The sequence below is a fragment of the Butyricimonas muris genome (assembly GCF_046365375.1).
In the GTDB taxonomy this organism is placed as follows: Bacteria; Bacteroidota; Bacteroidia; order Bacteroidales; family Marinifilaceae; genus Butyricimonas; species Butyricimonas muris.
Genome location: NZ_JBKEIT010000006.1, coordinates 1 through 20,274 on the forward strand (window position 1 = coordinate 1; position 20,274 = coordinate 20,274).

The following is a 20,274-nucleotide window of genomic DNA, read 5'->3' on the forward strand; positions in this document are numbered from 1 at the left end:
AGTTAAGCCCGTTAGCGCCGATGGTACTGCCGAGAGGTGGGAGAGTAGGTCGATGCCAGATTTCCAAATCACTGGATAAGTTCAGTGATTTATGGCGAGGTAGCTCAGCTGGTTAGAGCGCATGATTCATAATCATGAGGTCGGCGGTTCAAGCCCGCCTCTCGCTACGAAGAGAAAAAGTCTTTCAGTATTGAAAGACTTTTTTTATTTTAGATTGAATGATTTTAGATTTCTACAAATTGAGAGTGTGTTTCAAAAAGTATATAAATACTTGAAGTATTTGATTAATTTGCGATAGTGACTTCCAAGCCTCGTTCTCTTAACTCTTCCAAAATCTTGGGTTGGATGTGGCTATCGGTAATGACGTGTTCAACTGCATCCAAATCGCAAATTTTTCCAAAGCCCCTGCGTCCGAACTTGGATGAGTCAGCAAGGACGATAGTTTTTTGGGCAGCTTTCATCATAATTCGATTCAAGTTGGCTTCCATCATATTGGTTGTAGATAGTCCATATTCCAAATCAATACCATCAACTCCCATAAATAGTTTACTACAAGAGAAATTTTCCAGCATTTTTTCCGCGTAACTTCCTACGGCAGATACAGAACGATTACGCACTACACCTCCTAGTTGAATAATATCAATGTTTTTATTACATGCAAGTATATGCGTTACATTGATTGCAGCCGTGATGACTGTAAGATGTCCTTGTGGGACGATTTGGCGAGCTAAAGCGTGCATGGTTGTGCCGGAAGCGATGATAATGGAATCGTCCGGGGTGATCAGATTAGCCGCTTGCATTCCGATAAGACGTTTTTCTTCGGTATAGAATTTTTCTTTTTCATTGACGTGGCGATCATTAATATAAGGATTGATTAAAATCGCACTTCCGTGAGTACGGTATAACATTTTCTTTTCTTCAAGCAACGTGAGATCCTTGCGGATGGTTACTGAAGATACTTTTAGTTGATTGGCAAGATCGATTACAGCAACAGAGCCTTGCTGCCGCAACAGATCAAGTATGTAGCTATGTCTTTCACTTAAAGATAATGATTTCATCCTATTCCGATTATCAATAATATACTCAATGACTTACGTGTACGTCTAAATATTAGATCATCCCTCAAAAAGGTATGACTAAGATAGTGATTTATTTTAAATGAATATTGCTAATTTCTAAAAAAAAAGAAACTTTTATAGCCTAATTCCGTAAATTATTTCGATACCAAAGGAGTCAAATTCTTATCTATTGAATTGACGTAGACCAATAACAAAAAAGGATTGTTGTTTCAATATTCCGATTCACCCGTGTGTAGGCACGAGGAGGACGGAGGGGCTTTCATAGGTAGGATTGATTGGTTGTTGAACTTAAAATTAATTGTAAAACAAATAAATAATTGCGTTATGAACCGAGAGGATATGTTGAATAAACTTCAAGAATCCGAGAAGGTATGGGATATGGTTGTAGTGGGAGGAGGAGCCACGGGTTTAGGTGTTGCGGTTGATGCCGCAACACGGGGATATAGTGTCGCCCTTCTTGAAATGGCGGACTTTGCAAAGAGTACTTCAAGCAGGAGTACGAAATTGGTACACGGGGGTGTACGTTATCTGCAAAAAGGAGATGTTGCTTTAGTGTTGGAGGCATTGAGGGAAAGAGGGCGAATGAAAGCTAACGCCCCGCATCTGGTAAAAGATCAAGCATTTGTAATATCAAACTATACGTATTGGGATAATTTCCTTTATTTCTGCGGACTTACTTTTTATGATTTACTTTCGTTCGGTTTCGGGTATGGAAGGAGCAGGTTTATTTCTTCCAAGAAAGTAATGGAGTATTTACCGACGTCCGTGAAGAAAGGGTTGAAGGGGGGAATCGTGTATCATGACGGACAATTTGATGATTCGCGGATGGCTATAAATCTGGCACAGACTTGCGTGGAGAATGGTGGAGTAGTGTTGAATAAGGCGCGAGTATCGGGTATCGTACATGACAAGAACGGAAAGGTTGCCGGGGTGAAATTCGTGGATACCGAGTCGGGTAAAGAAATGCAACTGGCAGCCAAAAGCGTGGTCAATGCTTGCGGGGTGCTTGTGGATGATTTGATGGCGATGGATTCCCCGGGACACAGCAAGATGGTAACTCCAAGCCAAGGGGTACATCTTGTGTTGGATATGAAATTTTTGAAAAGTGATTACGCGATAATGGTACCCAAAACGAGTGACGGACGTGTGCTGTTTGCCGTGCCTTGGCATGACAAGGTGGTTGTGGGGACAACGGATATCATGCGTCCTACTCCGGAGATTGAGCCGAAGCCGTTGAAGGAGGAGATTGATTTTATTTTGAAGACGGCATCCTTGTACATGGATCCGGCGCCTACTTATGACGATATTGAATCCGTGTTCGCGGGACAACGTCCTTTGGCTGCGCCGAAGCACGAGGGAAAAAGCACGAAAGAGATTTCCCGGGGACATAAGATTATCGTTTCGGACAATAATCTGGTCACGATCACGGGAGGTAAGTGGACTTCTTACCGGAGAATGGCAGAGGACACGGTGGATAAGGCGATAGCTCTCAAATTGCTTGAACCGAGGAAATGTATAACCCAGAAATTTCATATTCACGGGTATCGGAAGAATCCGAACCTAAAAGATCATATGTACGTTTACGGAAGTGATCAAGACGCTATTTTGAAATTGATAGCGGACCATCCGGAATACGGTGAAAAATTGTCGGATAAATATGACTATACCGTTGCCGAAGTGGTATGGGCCGTTCGGAAAGAAATGGCCAGAGAGGTCGAGGATGTTCTCGCTCGAAGGGTTCGTTTGTTGTTCGTTGATGCTAAAGAGGCTATTAAAGCAGCCCCGAAAGTAGCGGAAGTGATGGCCAAGGAACTTGGGAAGGATCAGACATGGATAGATGAAGAAGTGAAGGAATTCACGGAATTGGCAGAAAATTATATCGCGGCTAAGATCATTATTTGATCTTAGCTGATGTATATGTATAAATAATAATTTATAAAAATTGATGACATGTGGAGTTTTCTAAAACCTGAACCCCACAAGCCTTTATTGCCCAAGGAGAAGATCGATCCGACATACAAACGATTGCGATTGCAAGTCTTCCTCGGGATTTTTATCGGTTATGCGGGTTACTATCTTGTTAGAAAGAATTTTACGCTGGCAATGCCTTATTTGCAGGAGCTGGGATTTGACAAAGGAGATTTGGGAGTGGCGCTTTCGGCAAATGCTATTGCTTATGGCATATCGAAGTTTTTGATGGGAGGGGTTTCTGACCGGAGTAGTGCCCGCAAATTTTTGCCGTTAGGATTATTGTTGTCGGCTTTTGTTACCTTATTCTTGGGGACGAGTGCCGGAATATCTTCTATTGTGATGATGTTTGTCACGCAGTTCTTGATCGGTTGGTTTCAAGGAATGGGCTGGCCCCCGAGTGGGCGCGTGATGACGCACTGGTTTTCACATAACGAACGGGGAACGAAGATGTCGATCTGGAACGTGGCGCATAACGTGGGAGGAAGTTTGGTTGGTATCATGTTCTCGCTGGGGTTGGTATGGTTCGGTTCATGGCAGACCGCCACGTTTGTTTTCCCGGCAGTGGTCGCTCTTGTTATCGTGGTAATTTCTTTCTGGCTTATCCGGGATACCCCGCAATCGGAAGGATTACCGCCTATCGAGGAGTATCGTAATGATTACCCGAAGAATTATAGTGCCAAGTCGGAGGAAGAGTTGACGGCGAAAGAGATATTTTTCAAGTACGTGTTGAATAATAAGATATTGTGGTATATCGCGATTGCCAATGCTTTTATTTATCTGGTGCGTTACGGGGTTTTGGACTGGGCCCCGACCTACTTGAAGGATGTGAAGGGGTATGATAGCGGTGCGGTAGGTTGGATTTATTCGGCTTACGAGATTGCGGCTATTCCCGGAACGATCATTTGTGGTATCGTGAGTGATTATCTGTTCAAGGGACGGCGTGCGCTTACCACGATGACTTATATGGTATTAGTAGCTTTATTCGTGTTTATATACTGGAAAACGGATCATAATCTTGTAATGGATAGTATTTCATTGATTGCTATCGGGTTCTTGATTTATGGTCCCGTGATGTTGATCGGAGTACACGCTCTCGATCTGGCCCCCAAGAAAGCTGCCGGAACAGCTGCCGGGTTGACCGGATTTTTCGGGTATTTTTTTGGAACGGCGCTTTTGGCGAATATTATGATGGGGTACGTGGTTGAAAACCTTGGATGGGATTGGAGTTTTATCATCCTGTTGGTTGCTTGTGCCCTTGCATTTGTATTCACCGCATTTACCGTGAAAGAGGAACAATATTTAGTGAAAGGAGAAAACAAACATTAACCGCTCTAAAATTCAAAAACTATGATCAAAAAGTTTTTTTATGCAGCAATGGCATGCGGGCTATTAGCTTTCGTCATGTCGTGTGAAGACCAAAAATTCAACAATATCAATGTTGACGTGGATCGGGTGGAGCTCGATCATCTCACGGAGGACATGATAAAGGTTAGGGATTACGTGCCGGAGTATGCTGTTGTTGCACACCGGGGATCTACATTCTGGGCACCGGAGGAAACAGAAGCCGCTTATCGCTGGGCAAGAGAGATTGGTGCCGATTATTTGGAATGTGATATGCAGGTGTCAAAGGACGGGGTTGTGCTTGCTTTGCATGATGATAATCTGAAACGCACGACGAATATCGAAAACGTATTCGGGGAGACGTTGCCGTTTGATATACGGAAAGCGTATTACCGGAAGATCGGGTACACGGAAGCCGAGGCCGATTCTCTTACACGGGTGGATGCTAAGAATTTTGTACCGAATCTCCCGGCTTATTACACTTACGAGGAGTTGTCCATGCTGGATGCCGGAACGTGGTTTAACGAGACAAGTATTGAGCAGGCACGTCCGAGTTTCTCGGAGCAACACCAGTATGTCTCTACCTTGGAGGACCTTGTTAATTTCGCCCGTGGGAAAATATTGAAGAGAGATGGCGACGGACAACGTGTTTTCACGATAGGTCAGAAAACCGGGGAGAAGATCAAGAGTTTGAGTGGTACTGCCGATTTGATCAAGTATACTTTCGAGTACGAGGCGGATCCGGAGGACACGGGACACAGACCGGGTATCTATATCGAGTTCAAGGAACCGTGGTTGAATCCGACCGGGTTCGAGGAACTGGTTTACGAGGAGCTGGATCGTTTGGACATGAATATTATTACCAAACCGGAGGCGGAGAATACGCCTTTCTACGTGAACGGTAAGGTGAACACGGGGAACACGAACGGTAAGGTGATTTTACAGACTTTCTCGTTGGAGAGTTTGGTACGTATAGCCGAACATTACATGGGGCAGGTTCCGATGTGTTTCTTGTTATGGAAAGGAACGGGAGCAACCGATCTGACTTATGATGATCCGCTGGGATACGCTTCATTTATCAACTTGGGCGTGAAGTACAAGGCACATTTTATAGGACCGTGTATTGCCGGAGCCCCGAATGATTACCCGGAGTTGAATAATCCTTGGCAGGATTACCTGATACATAAAGCGGGAATGAAGAATCATCCTTATTCTTTTGACACGTATGACCAAATGGCAAAGTATTTCGGCCAGTATAATTTCGGCGTGGAGATTGACGGGAAGTATAAAGCTCCTTATCTGGATGCGTTGTTCACGAATCACTCTGACATGAGTATCAATTACATGATTACGCAGGGATGGAGAAAGAGTCCGGCATCACAGGATTTGGTGGATGCGAGAGTTGTGTTAGAAAGGTTAGGATACTAAATCATCATTTAAATACAGATCAGTATGAAAAGATATATATTATTTCCCGTGATGTTGGTCGCCCTCGTGATGTTATCTAACGGGGTAAAAGCTCAGGTCGAGGATGTGCCGAATCCCTTGTTACAATATATAAATAAGGAAAACGGACTACGGTTTACCGCGGGAGCCCGCCTGTTTGCCGATGTCGCTTATTACCATTCGGAGTACACCCCGATGAAGTCCGGTGCGGCGATTACCGATGCCCGTATCCGTACGTCGTTGACATATAGACAATTCTATTTTTATGCCGATTTCGATTTCTCGAAAGGCAAGTTTACCCAAAAGAATATTTTCGTGCGGTATAATTTCTGTGAATCTCCATTCGCGATTCATAGTTTGAAAGCGGGATATTTTAATGAACCGTCAAGCATGAGTCTGAACGCCAGCTTGTATAATTATCATTTTATTGCCCGTGCGGCTCCTGCCATGGCGTTATCTGCCGGACGCGGTTTAGGTATTACTTACAAGTATTACGATGCCAGTTTCTTTGCCGATCAAGGTATTTTCGCCGAGAACAAGTATAATGATCAAATCTCCGGATTCCAAGGAGTGAGTCTTAGCGGGCGTTGGTTGTACAAACCGATTAATGACGAGGATATCACGTTACACGTGGGGGCTTCTTTTCATTATGCCAGAACGAACACGGGTGAAGTGGTCGATAATGTTTTCCGGACGAATATGGAATTGGAGTCGAATATGCAGACCTACGTGGATGCCACGACCAAATTCCTGAGTGCTGATGTACCTTGGGCAAAGAATACAATTACTTTCGGACCGGAGGTTTTGTTTAAATCTGACGATTTCTTTTTTAGAGGGGAGTATATTTATAAGCGCATTTACAAGAATAGAAATGACCGGGAGCTTTTCGAGAACCAATTGGGAGGAGTTTGGAGTTGGACAACGCAAGAGTCTTGGTTAGCGGGTAACCCGATAAGAAGTTCTAAATTTCAAGGTGCTTACGCGGAGATGGGATATCTGATTCGCGGAAATGCATACAAGTACGATGATGAATACGGTTTGCTGGGAGGATGTAACAGTAAGGGCGACTTGGAGGTTGTTGCCCGCTATAGCTACACCGAATTGAATGATATTAACAAGGGGGATTTCTTTCTGATCGGTAAACATGTATTCTATCCGGACGGGGTGGTTTCCGACTATCCGCCTGTTTCGACCAGCATCGGGGGAGGACGTTTGCATACTGCCACGGTGGGGATTAACTACACGTTGAACCAGTACGTGAAGGTGATGGGTGAATATCAATACAGTAACTTGAAGAACGTGTATTATCCTTTGGATAAGAATTTTCATCAATTGCAGATGCGCTTGATGGTATCGTTCTAATACAGGTTTATAAAGTTGTCCCATTGGGATTTAAAGTTCATAAGGTATGTTATTTTTGACATACTTTATGAACTTTATAAATTTCATGAACTTTACAAACTAAATTCTTCTCTTGCATTTTTAATTCCGTTTTATTATTTTTGACTTTTGATACACACAAAACACTAATCTATAATTTAGCGGGAAAACTATGAGAAGAATTACTTTACTCTTGGTGGCGTTGGTTTCTGTGGCAAAGTTTGCGGTGGGGCAAGTTGATGTAAGTGCGATTAATAAGCCTATCGAGTTGTTGCAGGAAGCGAATAAAGACATCGAAAACGGGGATTATCAAGATGCCGTGCAAAAGTTAATAGCGGCAAATCGCTTGAATCCTAAGCTAAGGGAAGTTTATTTATCACTGAATGTAGCCTGTTCGCACACGAATCAGATTTCTTTATTGAAAGATTATTTGATTAAGGCAAAGAAAATTTTCGAGGAAGACGATGAATTATGTTATTATCTGGGGAACCTTTACCAAAATCAAAAAAAGTACACGGAAGCGGTGAAAGAGTATTCTCTGGCAATTGACTATTCGAAAAAGAACGGTGAGGATTACGAATTGGTATACGCCTATTATTTGAACCGGGGAAATTGCTATCTGAAACAGAACGAGTTTGCCAAGGCTATTCCGGATTACACGTATTCGTTAAAACTGAACAAGGACAACGGGGCTATTTACGCTAACCGGGGCATTGCTTATTTCCAAACGGGTAAACGGAAAGAGGCATGTGTTGATTGGCGGAAGGCAAAAAGTTTAGGCGTTACCAGCGTGAATGCGTATATTAATCGCTATTGCAGATAGCGATTGTTGCAGGTTACATGTATAACATAAAGGGGCATTCAGCCCCTTTGTTATTTAAAAATATCGATTAGTGATGTGAGATTGCTGGTGAAAAGTTTCACGGAAATTGCCAGAAGAATAATCCCCAAGAATTTGCGTAGTATGTATACTCCGCCTTTCCCGAATACTTTCTCGACCAGCGTGACATTCTTTAATACGAAATAGACAACAATAATGTTTAGCGTTAAGGCTATAATAATGTTAATAATATGATACTCGGCACGTAACGATAGCAACGTGGTAAGTGTACCGGCACCCACGATTAACGGGAAGACCAGAGGGACAATGGAGGCAGTACCGGAAGGACTGTCATTTTTGAAGATCGGTATACCGAATATCATTTCCACGGCAAGCACAAAGATAACGAGTGAACCTGCCACGGCGAAAGAGGATATATCCACGCTAAACAAGTTTAACAGGCGGTCGCCGACATACAGGAACGCGATTAGTATGGCAAAGGATGCCAATGCGGCTTTCATGGCACTTATTTTGTGTCCGTTTTTTTGAATGTCAATGATAATGGGGACTGTGCCCGTGATATCGATGACTGCAAAAAGTACCATAAACGCGCTTGCTAATTCCTGAATGCTAAACTCTGAAAAACTCATGTCAAAAAGGTTGGTTTATTCTCAATTAATATTGTAATTTTGTGTGCAAAGATACGGAAACGGACGGTGTTATCAAAATGAATTATAATAATACGGAAAAGCTATGGCTTACACGAAATTAATCATAGAAAAGCAAGAGAATATCTGCACGGTGAAGATCAATAATCCTGAAGCGTTGAATGCGCTTAACTCTACTATATTGAAAGAGTTGGATGCAGCCTTTGCCGAGATAAAAGAAGATAATAGTATTGATGTGGTAATCCTGACGGGTGAAGGGCGTTCCTTTGTTGCCGGGGCGGATATTTCACAAATGTGTGAGATGAACGCTATCGAAGGAAAGGCATTCGGTGAATTGGGAGCATCCGTCTTTAGAAAAATTGAGTTGTTGGATAAGGTTGTTATTGCTGCCGTGAACGGTTTCGCGTTGGGTGGCGGTTGTGAATTGGCAATGGCTTGTGATATCCGTGTTGCCTCTGTGAAAGCGAAATTCGGACAACCGGAGGTCGGTTTGGGTATTACTCCCGGCTTCTCGGGGACTCAACGTCTGGCTCGTATAGTGGGGATCGGTAAGGCAAAGGAGTTGATCTACACGGCAGACGTTATTGTTGCGGAAGAAGCTTATCGTATCGGATTGGTAAATAAAGTTGTGGCACCCGAAGTCTTGATGGATGAATGTATGGCTATGGCGAAAAAGATAGCATCCAAGGCTCCGCTTGCCGTTCGTTATGCCAAGGAAGCGATAAACCGGGGTATTGAAACGGATATAGATACCGGGATCTCAATCGAGGCCGATTTGTTCGGGCTTTGTTTCTCGACGGAAGATCAGAAAGAAGGGATGCAAGCATTTTTGGGCAAAAGGAATGCCGATTTTAAGAAAAGATAGTAATGATATTTTTTTAATAAACGAAAGAATTAGATAATATGAAAATTTGCGTTGTAGGAACAGGTACGATGGGTAATGGCATTGCCCAGACTTTCGCCCAAGCAGGGCATGATGTCCTGTTGAAAGGTCGCTCGGAAGCATCTTTGGAGAAAGCTCACAAAACGATCGAAAAGAGTCTTTCCAAATTGGTTGAAAAAGGCAAGATGGAAGCCGCGGAGAAAGAGGCGATAAAGGCTCGTATCAAAGATACGATGGATTACGGGGATTGTAAGGATGTCGATTTGGTAATCGAGGGTGTTGCCGAGGATATGCCGACTAAGCTCGAGATATTCAAGACGTTGGATGCTATCTGTAAACCGGAAGCTATTCTCGCGACGAATACTTCTTCTCTTTCTATTACCGAGATCGGTGCCGCTACAAGTCGTCCGGATAAAGTGATCGGGATGCACTTCTTTAATCCGGTGCCAATGATGAAGTTGGTAGAAGTGATCACGGGACAATTGACCTCTCAAGAAACTCATGACAAGGTGATGGCTATCGCTACCGAGATCGGTAAAACTCCGGTAAGCGCGAACGAGGCTCCGGGATTCGTCGTGAACCGGATCTTGATTCCGATGATTAACGAGGGAATCAGTATTTACGCCGATGGAGTGGCTTCCAAGGAAGAGATTGACGAGGCCATGAAACTGGGTGCCAATCACCCGATGGGACCTTTGGCTTTGGGCGACTTGATCGGATTGGATGTATGTCTGGCAATCATGGAGGTATTGTTCCATGAGTTTGAAGATTCTAAATATCGCCCGCATCCGTTATTACGCAAAATGGTTCGTGCCAACCAGTTAGGACGCAAGACCGGAATCGGTTTCTACGATTATCGTAAATAATCGGGGTTGTAAATTGCTGGTTGCAAATTGTGATATGAAAGCGACGCTGTTCGGGATGAGCAAGCGTCGCTTTTTTTACTGTCCCAAACGAACGGAAGAGCGTTTGACGGGATGCGGGTCGTCCACTATTTGTCGCGGTTTGTAAGAATTGAAATGAAATGTCAGTCCGATCCAATAGGCGTGGGTGGCTTCTTTACTGTAGTTTTGGAGATAGTGTTGACCTTTGAGGGAATGAATATTCCATTCGGAAGTGTCGAAAACGTCCGTGACGGAAAAGCTTATTTGAAGCCGATCACCTAAGAAACCTTGGCGGACGGATAAATCAAGATAGTAGTCTTCTTCCAGCTTGAATTGTGGAACTTTTGTAGGGGAACGATACCGGAAATTAGCTTGGAATTCCATGTATTTACGGGGAATTATAGTTATCCTCCAATCGCTGTTCCAACAGAAAGCATTGGTGTGGAGATCGATATCCCCGGATTTGCCGGAAGAGTGCGTGTGTGTGAAGGAAAACGCGGGATGCACGGTTAGCCACGGGGTAGGTTCAAAAGGAATTTCTATATCCAATCCGATTTCGTTTTGTATGATACCGTTCATGTAACTCAGGAGTAAGCTGTTGTCCGGGGTGAACGAGTACACCGGGGAAATGAATTTTTCGGTTGCGTTGAAGTAGAGGGTGCTGTTTACTTGTATTTGTTTACCCGAATACGAGTGATTGATTTCCGCCCGATTCATAATTTCCGGTCGTAATGTCGGGTTACCTTGTTCGAATGTTACGCGGTCGATATATGTCAGAGATGGAGTTAATTGCGTGTAGTCCGGTCGTGTGGACTGCCGGGTAAAGCGGAACGCTAATTGTTGATTGTCTGCAAGCGAGTAGCTGACAGCCAGTAACGGATACGGGTAAAAATGTCCTGTATCATCGTAATCGGCTTGCAGACCTATTTTATAATGGAACTGTTTACCCGCTTGATCGGAATAGAAAAGGTAAGGCGAAAAGATATATTCATCATGGTTTAGAACCTCACGGGATGGAGAGTGGTTTGAATTTTCTTCCGGTGATTCCTCGCGGATATAATTTATTTTATTCCAGCGGGAGAAAAATTTGATTCCGGTTTCCAAATGTCTTTTGTCGGATAGTGATTCTATGTAGTCCATTTGTAGGTGAACGAAGCGAGGGATTTCTTTGCTGTTGGATACATGGACAATATTATGATTTACATGGTATTTGGATGGATGGGAATCTTTCGTGTACGAGAAAGTACCATTTAGTGACAGTTCCTGCCTGTCTTGTTCGAATATGTGTTTGTAAGCCAAGGAGGTTTCAAATGTTTTTCGGACGAAAGCGATCCTGTTATGTTCATTATCACCTATCTCCTGATTCGTGGTGATTTTAGGAAGGTGTACCTTGAAGTCCCAAAGAAATAAATTACGGGTAGAGGGATGCAGATTAATTTGAAGGTTTATCAAATGGCTTAAATGATGTTGTTCGGTTTCGATGGATTGGAATATTTTGTTATCATGAAAATAACGTGATAGTTCGCTACTGATTTCAATCCGATCGGAATGTCCGGAATAATCCATGTATAAATCCCAATTCTTCCGATTGTATCCCAAGTTGATGTTCCCTGTGAAGTTGTTCGTGAAATCATAATTCAACGAGATCGAGCCATTGAATGTGCCTTTTGCTTTTTTGCTGTCCTCTTGTCCTTGAATCTCGGAGCACACGCATAATGTCAGGAAAGAGAAAATGAGTTGAATGCCCTTTTTCTTCATGTATATCCGGTTTATTGTTTTTAAACAGGAATATGACAAGAATACCCCGAGATTCCTTGCGTTGAATGGTTCATTTTTAGGATTTATTAGAAATTAGAGAGGGAGGTCGGTATGTCGAGTTTGTGTGTATGAAAAATAATATTGAGCATACTTGTCGATTCGACAAAAACAACACATGTTTCAATAATAATGTCATAAATCGTATTTTTTCAATTTGTAGTTGTGGTATTAGGTTTCGAGAGAGAGGTAAATGTCTACGAAAAGTCACCATTTTCCATGCTTCAGCCAATACTTTTGTGGTGTCCAAAAAAGAGCGGATATTGTGGAAAATTATTAACGTGCGGTTCTGTTTTTATTTACAAAATAACATGCATGGGTAAATAGTGCCATTGAAAACTCTTGGTTGGATAGTGGAAATTTCCCAAAAGGACAGTTTTCATATATTGTACCTGTTTAAGGATGGTATATGGAACACATGGTAAAAACGTCGATTCCTGATGAAAAAGGTCAGTGCGCGAAGCGCATCCGAACGGTTTTAATGAATGATCTATTAATGCAAGAGGGTACTTTGAAAATGTCAGATAGAGAGCGAAAAATATTTTGGTTCGCGGCTTACACGAAGACAAACCAGGAATTAACAATCAAGAAGCGGTTGGATGGACTGGGAATAGAGAACTATCTGGCCATGCGGGAAGAGGTTCGAGAGACGTCTGCCGGTAAAAAAAGAGTACGAGTGATATTAATACCACATTTAATTTTTATCCGAACGGATCAAATAACCGCTTTTTCATTAATTAATGAGTTGGGAGTGAATGTTGTTTATCTTAAAGACCCTGTAACCCGCCATTCTCTAATTGTCCCGGACAGACAGATGAATGATTTTATGTTTTTACTTGATTTTTCGGAAAGTACGGTGGAAGTAATTAATGAAGAATTAAAACGGGGTGATCGGGTTCGGGTGATCAAAGGACCTTTAGCGGGATTGGAAGGCGAACTGTTGCGAATCAAAGGTCATAAAAGAGTCATTGTACGGTTGGAAGGTGTGGTTTCAATAGCGACCTCGTATATTCCGGGGTCATTCTTAGAGAAAATAGGATAATAATAATAAATGGATACGAGAGCATTTAAGGATTTATACCGTAAGGTATGGAATACGCGTGTGAAAGATTTTCCCGTGTCTTCATTATCGTGTTTGCTGCATGGTTTTTTGGCGGTTTATTCGATGGTACGTGTTTTTCCTTGGCTGGAAGATCGTTATGTTTCCCGGTGGAAAATACATGAACGTATACGGGAGATCGCGAATGTTTTGTCGCTTCAATTGGGAAGTACTTCAATCTCCGTGGAAGAACGGGTAGGGCATGTGGCGGATTTGATGGATTCTTATTTGACGTATTCGGATATGGATATTCTAAATAAGGCGTTGGATGAGGCTTGCGAGATTCTCCGAGCATTGGAAAACGGGGACAAAACAGTTGAAACTTGCCGTACCCCTGAAATGTGTCGGATGTTGTGCAGCTGTTATTATTTCATGAATGAAGAGAAGTATTTGGAATTTGCGTGGCACATCATCCATGAATGGGAGGAGGAGAAATTCACTATAAACGTGGAAAAAGGATGGAGAAAAAATCGTGCCGTGGACTTCTATTACAATATTGTCGGAAGTAATAGGAATACCGACGAAAATACGTTGTTTTTGGATAAGATGATTGTAGAGCAAGAGCCCGATGACCTTTGTACATTGGCATTGCAGTTTGATATATTGTCTGCTCGTGAATACGAGGAAATGAATTTGAATTCATAAGTATTATTTTCAATGAAAGGAATTGTATTGGCCGGAGGGTCCGGAACTCGATTATATCCTATTACCAAAGGGGTAAGTAAGCAATTGTTGCCGGTGTATGACAAACCCATGATCTATTATCCGATATCAGTATTGATGTTAGCGGGAATACGTGAAATTTTGATTATTTCCACCCCGCAGGATCTGCCTGCTTTTCAACGCTTGCTTGGGAATGGGGATGATTACGGGGTACGTTTCGAGTACGCGGAACAGCCTAGTCCGGATGGGTTAGCACAGGCTTTTATTATCGGTGAAAAGTTTATCGGTGAAGATCCTGTTTGTCTGGTACTGGGAGATAATATATTTTATGGTAGTTTCTTCACGAAACTTTTGTCCGAAGCCGTGAAGACGGCAGAACGAGAAAGTAAAGCGACAGTTTTCGGCTATTGGGTTTCTGATCCGGAACGTTATGGCGTGGCGGAATTTGATAAGGAGGGGAACGTGCTGTCCATAGAAGAAAAACCGCGGGAACCGAAATCGAATTACGCGGTAGTGGGATTGTATTTTTATCCTAATTCAGTTGTGAAGGTGGCTAAAACAATCAAACCTTCCGCTCGTGGAGAATTGGAGATAACCACGGTTAATCAGGAGTTCCTGAAAGATAACGCACTGAAAGTTCAATTGTTGGGACGAGGGTTTGCTTGGCTGGACACGGGAACTCACGAATCTTTGGCTGAAGCATCTACTTTTGTTGAAGTAATCGAAAAACGCCAAGGACTGAAAATTGCTTGTCTGGAGGCAATTGCCTATCGTAAAGGGTGGATTACTCGAGAACAAATGCGGGATGTGGCACAACCGATGATAAAAAATCAATACGGGCAGTATCTGCTTCGTGTCGTTGAAGAACTGAAAGGTAGATAGTTCATGTCTTCATTAAAGCAAAAGACAATAAAGGGTACAGCTTGGAGTTTTGCCGATAATATAGCCAACCAAGGAATAATGTTTCTGGGCGGGTTGGTATTGGCAAGATTACTTACCCCGGAAGAATACGGTTTGATAGGTATTATTACCATATTCATAGCCGTGTTCAATAGTATTGTTGACAGCGGTTTTTCTAATGCTTTGATTCGAAAGAACAACGCTAAAGATGTAGACTACAACACGGTGTTTTTTTCTAACTTGCTGTTGAGTATTTTATTATTCTTTGTTCTTTTTGCTTGTTCGCCTGCTATCAGCCGTTTTTTTGATAACTCGGAATTGATTCTCTTAACCCGTGTTATGGGAATAGTGTTGATTATTAATGCTTTTGCTATTATTCAACAGACGATCTTAATGAAGCGTGTTGACTTCAAGACGCAGACTAAAGTCTCTTTAATTGCCTCTATCTCGAGTGGAATTATCGGAATCAGTATGGCATTCGGGGGAATGGGGGTATGGAGTTTGGTCGGGCAACAGATATCCCGGCAATTACTGAACACCGGTTTTCTTTGGTTTTATAATAAATGGCTTCCCAAACTGCAATTCTCGTGGCAAAGCTTTCGTGAATTATTCGGGTTCGGGTGGAAATTATTGGTATCAGAACTGATCAACACGACTTGGAAAGAAATTTTTCAAGTGGTTATCGGGAAATGTTATAGTGCGCAAATGTTAGGACAGTACACCCGTTCCAAACAATTTGGTGCCATCTTTTCCAGTAACCTGACTACCATCGTGCAACGCGTGAGTTATCCGGTGTTGAGTTCTATTCAAGATGATAAGGAACGATTGAAGTTGGCGTACCAAAGGGTGATCAAGGTTACGATGTTGATTACTTTTGTTTGTATGTTGGGATTGGCCGCTATTGCCAAACCGATGATATTGGTTTTAATCGGGGAGAAATGGCTGATCGCGGCAGGTTTACTGCCTATTATATGTTTTAACATGATGTTGTATCCCTTACACGCTATCAACTTGAACATGTTGCAAGTACAGGGGCGTTCAGACTTATTCCTGAAATTGGAAATTCTAAAGAAGATCATTGCTGTCGGACCTATTCTGTTAGGTATCTTTATCAGTATCTATTGGATGCTTTGGGGGAGCGTGATCACGGGTTTTGTCGCTTATTATCTAAATGCTTATTACTCCGGTAAGTTTTTGAACTATACCATGAAAATGCAGATCAAAGATATATATCCTTCTTTTTGCATCGGGGGTGTAATGGCCGTTGTTGTTTACGCGGTTTCATTCCTTCCGTTATCTCCTTTCCTCTTGCTTCCGCTTCAATTATTTATCGGGGCAGGTATCGCCTTGGGGTTGTGCGAGATGACTCGTCGGGAGGAATATATCGAGATAAAAACGATCGCCTTGTCAGCATTACAAAAAATTAAAAATGGAAGATAAACAAATTACAGTAACCTCCCCGTTACTCCCGGATCTTGATGAGTTTAACGATTTACTGAAACGTATCTGGGATAAAAAGTGGATTACCAATAACGGGAGTTTTCATAAAGAACTGGAAGCCGCATTATGCGAGTATTTAAAAGTGCCTTACATTAGTTTGTTTACTAACGGTACCTTACCTTTAATGTGTGCGTTGCAGGCTTTACGAATAACGGGAGAGGTCATTACCACTCCTTATAGTTTTGTCGCCACGACACATTCTTTGTGGTGGAATGGTATCAAACCGGTATTCGTGGATATTGATCCCGAAACCTGCAATCTTGATCCGGATAAAATCGAGGCGGCAATAACTCCTAAAACCACGGCAATTATGCCTGTCCACGTGTACGGAAAACCTTGTGACACGGGACGTATTCAAGCAATAGCCGATACTTACGGGTTGAAAGTGATTTATGATGCCGCCCATGCTTTTGGTGTGGAGGTAAACGGAAAATCTATTTTGAATGCCGGAGATATGTCCACGTTGAGTTTTCACGCGACTAAAGTTTATAACACGATAGAAGGCGGGGCTTTGGTGTATCACGACGAAAAGACCAAAAAGAGGATTGATTATTTGAAAAACTTCGGTTTCGCGGATGAGGTGACTATCGTGGCGCCCGGTATTAACGGAAAAATGGACGAGGTGAGGAGTGCTTACGGTTTGTTAAATCTAAAACAAGTGGATGCCGCGATCGAAGGTCGGAAGCAGGTGGCTGTAAAATATCGGGAAGGACTCCGGAATATAAAGGGTATCCGTGTCATGGAAGATATGCCGGGAATCCGCCATAATTATTCTTATTTCCCGATTTTTATTGATGCCGAGGAATACGGGATGACTCGCGATGAACTTTATTTCAGAATGAAAGAATGGAATATCTTGGGGCGTCGCTATTTTTATCCGTTGATCACGGAGTTTTCTACTTACCGGGGATTGGAATCCGCCAACCCGGTGCATCTTCCTGTTGCGGTGAAAATGGCGGATAGTGTCATCTGTTTACCAATGTATTACGGGTTAACGGAGAATGATATTGATAAGATCTTGAATTGTATTCAATCCGGTCAATGAAAAAGTTGTTGATTCTTGGTGGTACATATTTTCAAGTACCGGCTATTAAATACGCTAAATCACAAGGTTATCATGTTATAACCTGCGATTATTTACCGGGTAATCCGGGGCATAAATGGGCTGACGAATATTATAATGTAAGTACTACTGATAAAGAGAAAGTTTTGGAATTGGCTCGCTCTCTTCATGTGGATGGGATTCTTTGTTTCGCTTCAGACCCGGCAGCTCCCACGGCAGCCTATGTCAGTGAAAAATTAGGCCTGCCGGGAAATCCGTATGATAAGATTGTACTTTTAGGGGAAAAGCATTTGTGGAGGGAGTTTTTAAGAAAAAACGGTTTCCGTGTCCCGAAAGCAAAACCTTATCTTGATGTTCGAGAAGTGAATACAGATGAATGGAGGTTCCCGGTCATGATAAAACCGGTTGATTCGTCCGGTAGTAAAGGAATTTCTAAAGTTTCGGATAAGAATGAGCTTGCGGGGGCTTTTCACTATGCTCTGTCGTATTCTAGGCTTAAAATTGTGTTGATAGAAGAATATATTGAAAAAGTCGGACCCCAGATCGGGGGAGATGGTTTTTTTGGTACTTCCCGGTTGGATTTTGTATGTTATGGAGATCAGGTGGTAGATGACAGTATTAATGGCTATGTCCCCTGCGGGATGAAATTTCCTTCTTTACTATCTTCCGTTTTGAAAAAGAATATTACGGATGACATCGAGCGGGCGATTCAGCTTTCCGGTTTAAAAAATTTATCCTTTAATCTTGAAGTGATGGTCGATAAAAACGCTCATGTTTATCTTATGGAGCTTGGTCCTCGCAACGGGGGAAATTGCATCCCGGAAGTAATACAAAATTATACCGGCGTGAATATGGTCGCCTTGGCTGTCGAGGCTTCTTTGGGAAACACGATTCCTGTAACGCCCGGTTCTAATGAGCATGTTTTTGCTTATTACGCGCTGCATAGTCATATCCCCGGGATATATAAAGGATATTGCTTATCCGGACATTTTAAAGGAAGAGTGAATAATTCCTATATATTCCTGAACGAGGGAGATAAAATAGATGTTTTTTTAGGTTCCAACCAAACAATCGGAATATTGTTGTTGGAGTTTGATACCCGGGAGGATATGGATGCTTTTTTTGAAACACCGTCGACTTATGTTGAAGTAATGATAGAGCAAGGAAATGCATAAAGAAATCGGGGGATATTTTCAGCTGGAATTGTCGAATAAAGGCAGTTTTATGCATGATAACGGGGTATTGTTGAATTCCGGAAGAAATGCTTTGGAGTATATACTTCGGGCAAAAGGGAATATCAGTCGTTTGTGGATACCATATTACACGTGCGATACCGTCTTGGAGCCTCTTGTGAAATTGAATCTGCCTTATTCTTTTTATTCGATTGACGAGCAACTGGAACTTCAGAAGTTAATAGAATTGCAACAGGGGGAATATATTCTTTATACAAATTATTTCGGCGTGAAAGATAGGTATGTCCATTATCTTTCAGAACAATACGGGAGTCAACTGGTCGTGGATAATGCTCAGGCTTTGTATGCGGAGGTTATCAAAGGTGTATCAACCCTGTATAGTCCCCGGAAGTTTGTCGGAATACCTGATGGGGGTATTGCTTATGAAGATTTGCCATTGGAGAGGCAAGTTTACGAGTTGGATAAATCTTATTGTCGATGCGGACATCTTTTAAGACGCTATGATGAACCAGCGTCAGACGGGTATATTGATTTTAGAGCAAACAGTGGCCAACTTGTGATGCAACCTGTGAGGGAAATGTCTTTGTTGACTCGTGCATTACTTTCAAACATTGATTTTATTCAAGTTAGAGAGCGCAGACTGAAGAACTTCGCGTATTTGCATAAACATTTAGGTACTTCCAATCTATTGGATTTGAACATATCCTTTTCCTGTCCTATGGTATATCCTTATCGCGTGAGGGAAGGTGCTGATATAAGAAAGAAGTTGATAGTTGATAAAATATATGTAGCCACCTATTGGCCGAATGTGTTTCAATGGTGTGCTTCCGATGCGTTGGAGTGTCGTTTGGCTGATGATATATTGCCTTTGCCCATTGACCAGCGGTACGGCAGTTGTGACATGGAGCGTATTTTGAATGTAATAAATAATTAATGATGGAAGAGAATAAAATATTTTTAAGGGGATTCGAGCCCGAAGATTATATTTTAATAAATCAATGGAGAAATGATCCGGAAATGCAGAAACTTCTTTCCGGTAATTTTCGGTATGTTTCTTTAGAAATGGAGAGAGAGTGGGTTAGACAAAAGATGATGAATAACACCAAAGAGATTTATCTGTCTGTTTGTCTGAATGATGAAAGTCGTCGGATGGTTGGTTATGCATCCGTTAATGATATTGATTACGTGAGTCGATGTGCTCACGGGGGTGGGGTTGTTATTGGAGATAAGCAATACCGGGACGGAGAAATAAGACATGAGGTAGGGAGACTTATTCGAGAATTGGTATTTGATCACTTGAACATGAATCGTTTTACTGCAGCCTGCCTCGCGGAACATAAAACATCCAGAATCATGATCGAAGCCTGTGGGTTTCAATTAGAAGGTATAAAAAGGCAGGCCGTGTATAAAAACGGAACTTATCATGACCAATTCATGTTTTCTTTATTACGCGAAGATTACTACCGTTTGTTGGAGGAAGGACAATATAGTTTGAGAGCTTTTGCACGGCAGATAGAAATTGTAAGAAAACGGTTGAGAAACAAGTAATGCATTTCATCGGAAGTTTTT

The 20,274-nt window shown here is 42.3% G+C and carries 18 protein-coding genes and 1 tRNA gene; 16 read left to right on the top strand and 3 right to left on the bottom strand.

Features of this window, described 5'->3' with window-relative positions:
- Window positions 1–93 precede the first annotated feature (93 nt).
- Window positions 94–167: transfer RNA gene (locus ACK8P8_RS10880), tRNA-Met, on the top strand.
- A gap of 117 nt (window positions 168–284) precedes the next feature.
- On the opposite strand, the gene ACK8P8_RS10885 is transcribed toward ACK8P8_RS10880, so the two are convergent.
- Window positions 285–1,058, bottom strand: a complete 774-nt coding sequence (locus tag ACK8P8_RS10885; RefSeq protein WP_410025873.1) for a DeoR/GlpR family DNA-binding transcription regulator — start codon at window positions 1,056–1,058, stop codon at window positions 285–287.
- A gap of 345 nt (window positions 1,059–1,403) precedes the next feature.
- Here ACK8P8_RS10885 and ACK8P8_RS10890 point away from each other — a divergent pair, with 345 nt between their 5' ends.
- The 5 genes from ACK8P8_RS10890 to ACK8P8_RS10910 all read left to right on the top strand — a co-directional run bounded on the left by ACK8P8_RS10890 (window position 1,404) and on the right by ACK8P8_RS10910 (window position 8,040).
- Entirely contained in the window at window positions 1,404–2,981 is a 1,578-nt protein-coding gene (locus ACK8P8_RS10890; RefSeq protein ID WP_369860440.1) for a glycerol-3-phosphate dehydrogenase/oxidase, read from the top strand.
- 48 nt (window positions 2,982–3,029) lie between these two features.
- Window positions 3,030–4,376 (top strand): phosphoglycerate transporter protein PgtP, encoded by a 1,347-nt coding sequence (gene pgtP / locus ACK8P8_RS10895; RefSeq protein ID WP_369860441.1) that lies wholly within the window; start codon window positions 3,030–3,032, stop codon window positions 4,374–4,376.
- A 21-nt stretch (window positions 4,377–4,397) separates the two neighbouring features.
- Window positions 4,398–5,819: a glycerophosphodiester phosphodiesterase family protein gene (locus ACK8P8_RS10900; RefSeq protein WP_369860442.1), complete on the top strand. Its 1,422-nt coding sequence runs from the start codon at window positions 4,398–4,400 to the stop codon at window positions 5,817–5,819.
- Between the two features lie 24 nt (window positions 5,820–5,843).
- Window positions 5,844–7,199: a putative porin gene (locus ACK8P8_RS10905; protein WP_369860443.1), complete on the top strand. Its 1,356-nt coding sequence runs from the start codon at window positions 5,844–5,846 to the stop codon at window positions 7,197–7,199.
- A 190-nt stretch (window positions 7,200–7,389) separates the two neighbouring features.
- Window positions 7,390–8,040 carry a tetratricopeptide repeat protein gene (locus ACK8P8_RS10910; protein WP_099289762.1) on the top strand — a complete coding sequence of 217 codons (651 nt, stop codon included), beginning with the start codon at window positions 7,390–7,392 and terminating at the stop codon, window positions 8,038–8,040.
- Window positions 8,041–8,090: 50 nt separating this feature from the next.
- On the opposite strand, the gene ACK8P8_RS10915 is transcribed toward ACK8P8_RS10910, so the two are convergent.
- Complete coding sequence (locus ACK8P8_RS10915) at window positions 8,091–8,687, bottom strand: MarC family protein (RefSeq protein WP_099289763.1); 597 nt, start codon at window positions 8,685–8,687, stop codon at window positions 8,091–8,093.
- 103 nt (window positions 8,688–8,790) lie between these two features.
- Between ACK8P8_RS10915 and ACK8P8_RS10920 the strand changes: the two genes are divergently transcribed.
- The gene (locus ACK8P8_RS10920; RefSeq protein WP_099289764.1) at window positions 8,791–9,570 is read left to right on the top strand and encodes a short-chain-enoyl-CoA hydratase; all 780 of its coding nucleotides are present in this window, start codon (window positions 8,791–8,793) and stop codon (window positions 9,568–9,570) included.
- A 38-nt stretch (window positions 9,571–9,608) separates the two neighbouring features.
- Complete coding sequence (locus ACK8P8_RS10925) at window positions 9,609–10,454, top strand: 3-hydroxybutyryl-CoA dehydrogenase (protein WP_099289765.1); 846 nt, start codon at window positions 9,609–9,611, stop codon at window positions 10,452–10,454.
- 75 nt (window positions 10,455–10,529) lie between these two features.
- On the opposite strand, the gene ACK8P8_RS10930 is transcribed toward ACK8P8_RS10925, so the two are convergent.
- Window positions 10,530–12,230 (bottom strand): outer membrane beta-barrel family protein, encoded by a 1,701-nt coding sequence (locus ACK8P8_RS10930; RefSeq protein ID WP_227217326.1) that lies wholly within the window; start codon window positions 12,228–12,230, stop codon window positions 10,530–10,532.
- Between the two features lie 466 nt (window positions 12,231–12,696).
- Here ACK8P8_RS10930 and ACK8P8_RS10935 point away from each other — a divergent pair, with 466 nt between their 5' ends.
- From ACK8P8_RS10935 to ACK8P8_RS10970, 8 genes are read left to right on the top strand one after another with little or no spacing between them, the layout of a single operon-like run.
- The gene (locus ACK8P8_RS10935; protein WP_369860444.1) at window positions 12,697–13,329 is read left to right on the top strand and encodes a UpxY family transcription antiterminator; all 633 of its coding nucleotides are present in this window, start codon (window positions 12,697–12,699) and stop codon (window positions 13,327–13,329) included.
- Window positions 13,330–13,338: 9 nt separating this feature from the next.
- Window positions 13,339–14,031, top strand: a complete 693-nt coding sequence (locus ACK8P8_RS10940) for a hypothetical protein (protein ID WP_369860445.1) — start codon at window positions 13,339–13,341, stop codon at window positions 14,029–14,031.
- 12 nt (window positions 14,032–14,043) lie between these two features.
- Window positions 14,044–14,931: a glucose-1-phosphate thymidylyltransferase RfbA gene (gene rfbA, locus ACK8P8_RS10945; protein WP_099289768.1), complete on the top strand. Its 888-nt coding sequence runs from the start codon at window positions 14,044–14,046 to the stop codon at window positions 14,929–14,931.
- A gap of 3 nt (window positions 14,932–14,934) precedes the next feature.
- A complete protein-coding gene (locus ACK8P8_RS10950) occupies window positions 14,935–16,389 on the top strand; it encodes a lipopolysaccharide biosynthesis protein (protein ID WP_410025874.1) in 1,455 nt (484 codons plus the stop codon).
- On the top strand, window positions 16,379–17,494 hold the full coding sequence (locus ACK8P8_RS10955; protein WP_227217323.1) for a DegT/DnrJ/EryC1/StrS family aminotransferase: 1,116 nt from the start codon (window positions 16,379–16,381) through the stop codon (window positions 17,492–17,494). Before ACK8P8_RS10950 ends, ACK8P8_RS10955 begins: the two co-directional genes overlap by 11 nt.
- A complete protein-coding gene (locus ACK8P8_RS10960; RefSeq protein ID WP_369860447.1) occupies window positions 17,491–18,687 on the top strand; it encodes an ATP-grasp domain-containing protein in 1,197 nt (398 codons plus the stop codon). The genes ACK8P8_RS10955 and ACK8P8_RS10960 overlap by 4 nt, the downstream gene beginning before the upstream one ends.
- Window positions 18,680–19,639, top strand: a complete 960-nt coding sequence (locus tag ACK8P8_RS10965; RefSeq protein ID WP_369860448.1) for a hypothetical protein — start codon at window positions 18,680–18,682, stop codon at window positions 19,637–19,639. The genes ACK8P8_RS10960 and ACK8P8_RS10965 overlap by 8 nt, the downstream gene beginning before the upstream one ends.
- Window positions 19,639–20,253 (top strand): GNAT family N-acetyltransferase, encoded by a 615-nt coding sequence (locus tag ACK8P8_RS10970; RefSeq protein WP_369860449.1) that lies wholly within the window; start codon window positions 19,639–19,641, stop codon window positions 20,251–20,253. Before ACK8P8_RS10965 ends, ACK8P8_RS10970 begins: the two co-directional genes overlap by 1 nt.
- The last annotated feature ends 21 nt before the right edge of the window (window positions 20,254–20,274 follow it).

Coding starts and splice junctions, on each gene's coding strand:
- ACK8P8_RS10930 (WP_227217326.1), bottom strand. CDS start 12,230: ATGAAGAAAAAGGGCATTCAACTCATTTTCTCTTTCCTGACATTATGC.
- ACK8P8_RS10955 (WP_227217323.1), top strand. CDS start 16,379: ATGGAAGATAAACAAATTACAGTAACCTCCCCGTTACTCCCGGATCTT.
- ACK8P8_RS10950 (WP_410025874.1), top strand. CDS start 14,935: ATGTCTTCATTAAAGCAAAAGACAATAAAGGGTACAGCTTGGAGTTTT.
- rfbA (WP_099289768.1), top strand. CDS start 14,044: ATGAAAGGAATTGTATTGGCCGGAGGGTCCGGAACTCGATTATATCCT.
- ACK8P8_RS10940 (WP_369860445.1), top strand. CDS start 13,339: ATGGATACGAGAGCATTTAAGGATTTATACCGTAAGGTATGGAATACG.
- ACK8P8_RS10965 (WP_369860448.1), top strand. CDS start 18,680: ATGCATAAAGAAATCGGGGGATATTTTCAGCTGGAATTGTCGAATAAA.
- ACK8P8_RS10920 (WP_099289764.1), top strand. CDS start 8,791: ATGGCTTACACGAAATTAATCATAGAAAAGCAAGAGAATATCTGCACG.
- ACK8P8_RS10885 (WP_410025873.1), bottom strand. CDS start 1,058: ATGAAATCATTATCTTTAAGTGAAAGACATAGCTACATACTTGATCTG.
- ACK8P8_RS10900 (WP_369860442.1), top strand. CDS start 4,398: ATGATCAAAAAGTTTTTTTATGCAGCAATGGCATGCGGGCTATTAGCT.
- ACK8P8_RS10910 (WP_099289762.1), top strand. CDS start 7,390: ATGAGAAGAATTACTTTACTCTTGGTGGCGTTGGTTTCTGTGGCAAAG.
- ACK8P8_RS10925 (WP_099289765.1), top strand. CDS start 9,609: ATGAAAATTTGCGTTGTAGGAACAGGTACGATGGGTAATGGCATTGCC.
- ACK8P8_RS10915 (WP_099289763.1), bottom strand. CDS start 8,687: ATGAGTTTTTCAGAGTTTAGCATTCAGGAATTAGCAAGCGCGTTTATG.
- ACK8P8_RS10890 (WP_369860440.1), top strand. CDS start 1,404: ATGAACCGAGAGGATATGTTGAATAAACTTCAAGAATCCGAGAAGGTA.
- ACK8P8_RS10970 (WP_369860449.1), top strand. CDS start 19,639: ATGATGGAAGAGAATAAAATATTTTTAAGGGGATTCGAGCCCGAAGAT.
- ACK8P8_RS10935 (WP_369860444.1), top strand. CDS start 12,697: ATGGAACACATGGTAAAAACGTCGATTCCTGATGAAAAAGGTCAGTGC.
- pgtP (WP_369860441.1), top strand. CDS start 3,030: ATGTGGAGTTTTCTAAAACCTGAACCCCACAAGCCTTTATTGCCCAAG.
- ACK8P8_RS10960 (WP_369860447.1), top strand. CDS start 17,491: ATGAAAAAGTTGTTGATTCTTGGTGGTACATATTTTCAAGTACCGGCT.
- ACK8P8_RS10905 (WP_369860443.1), top strand. CDS start 5,844: ATGAAAAGATATATATTATTTCCCGTGATGTTGGTCGCCCTCGTGATG.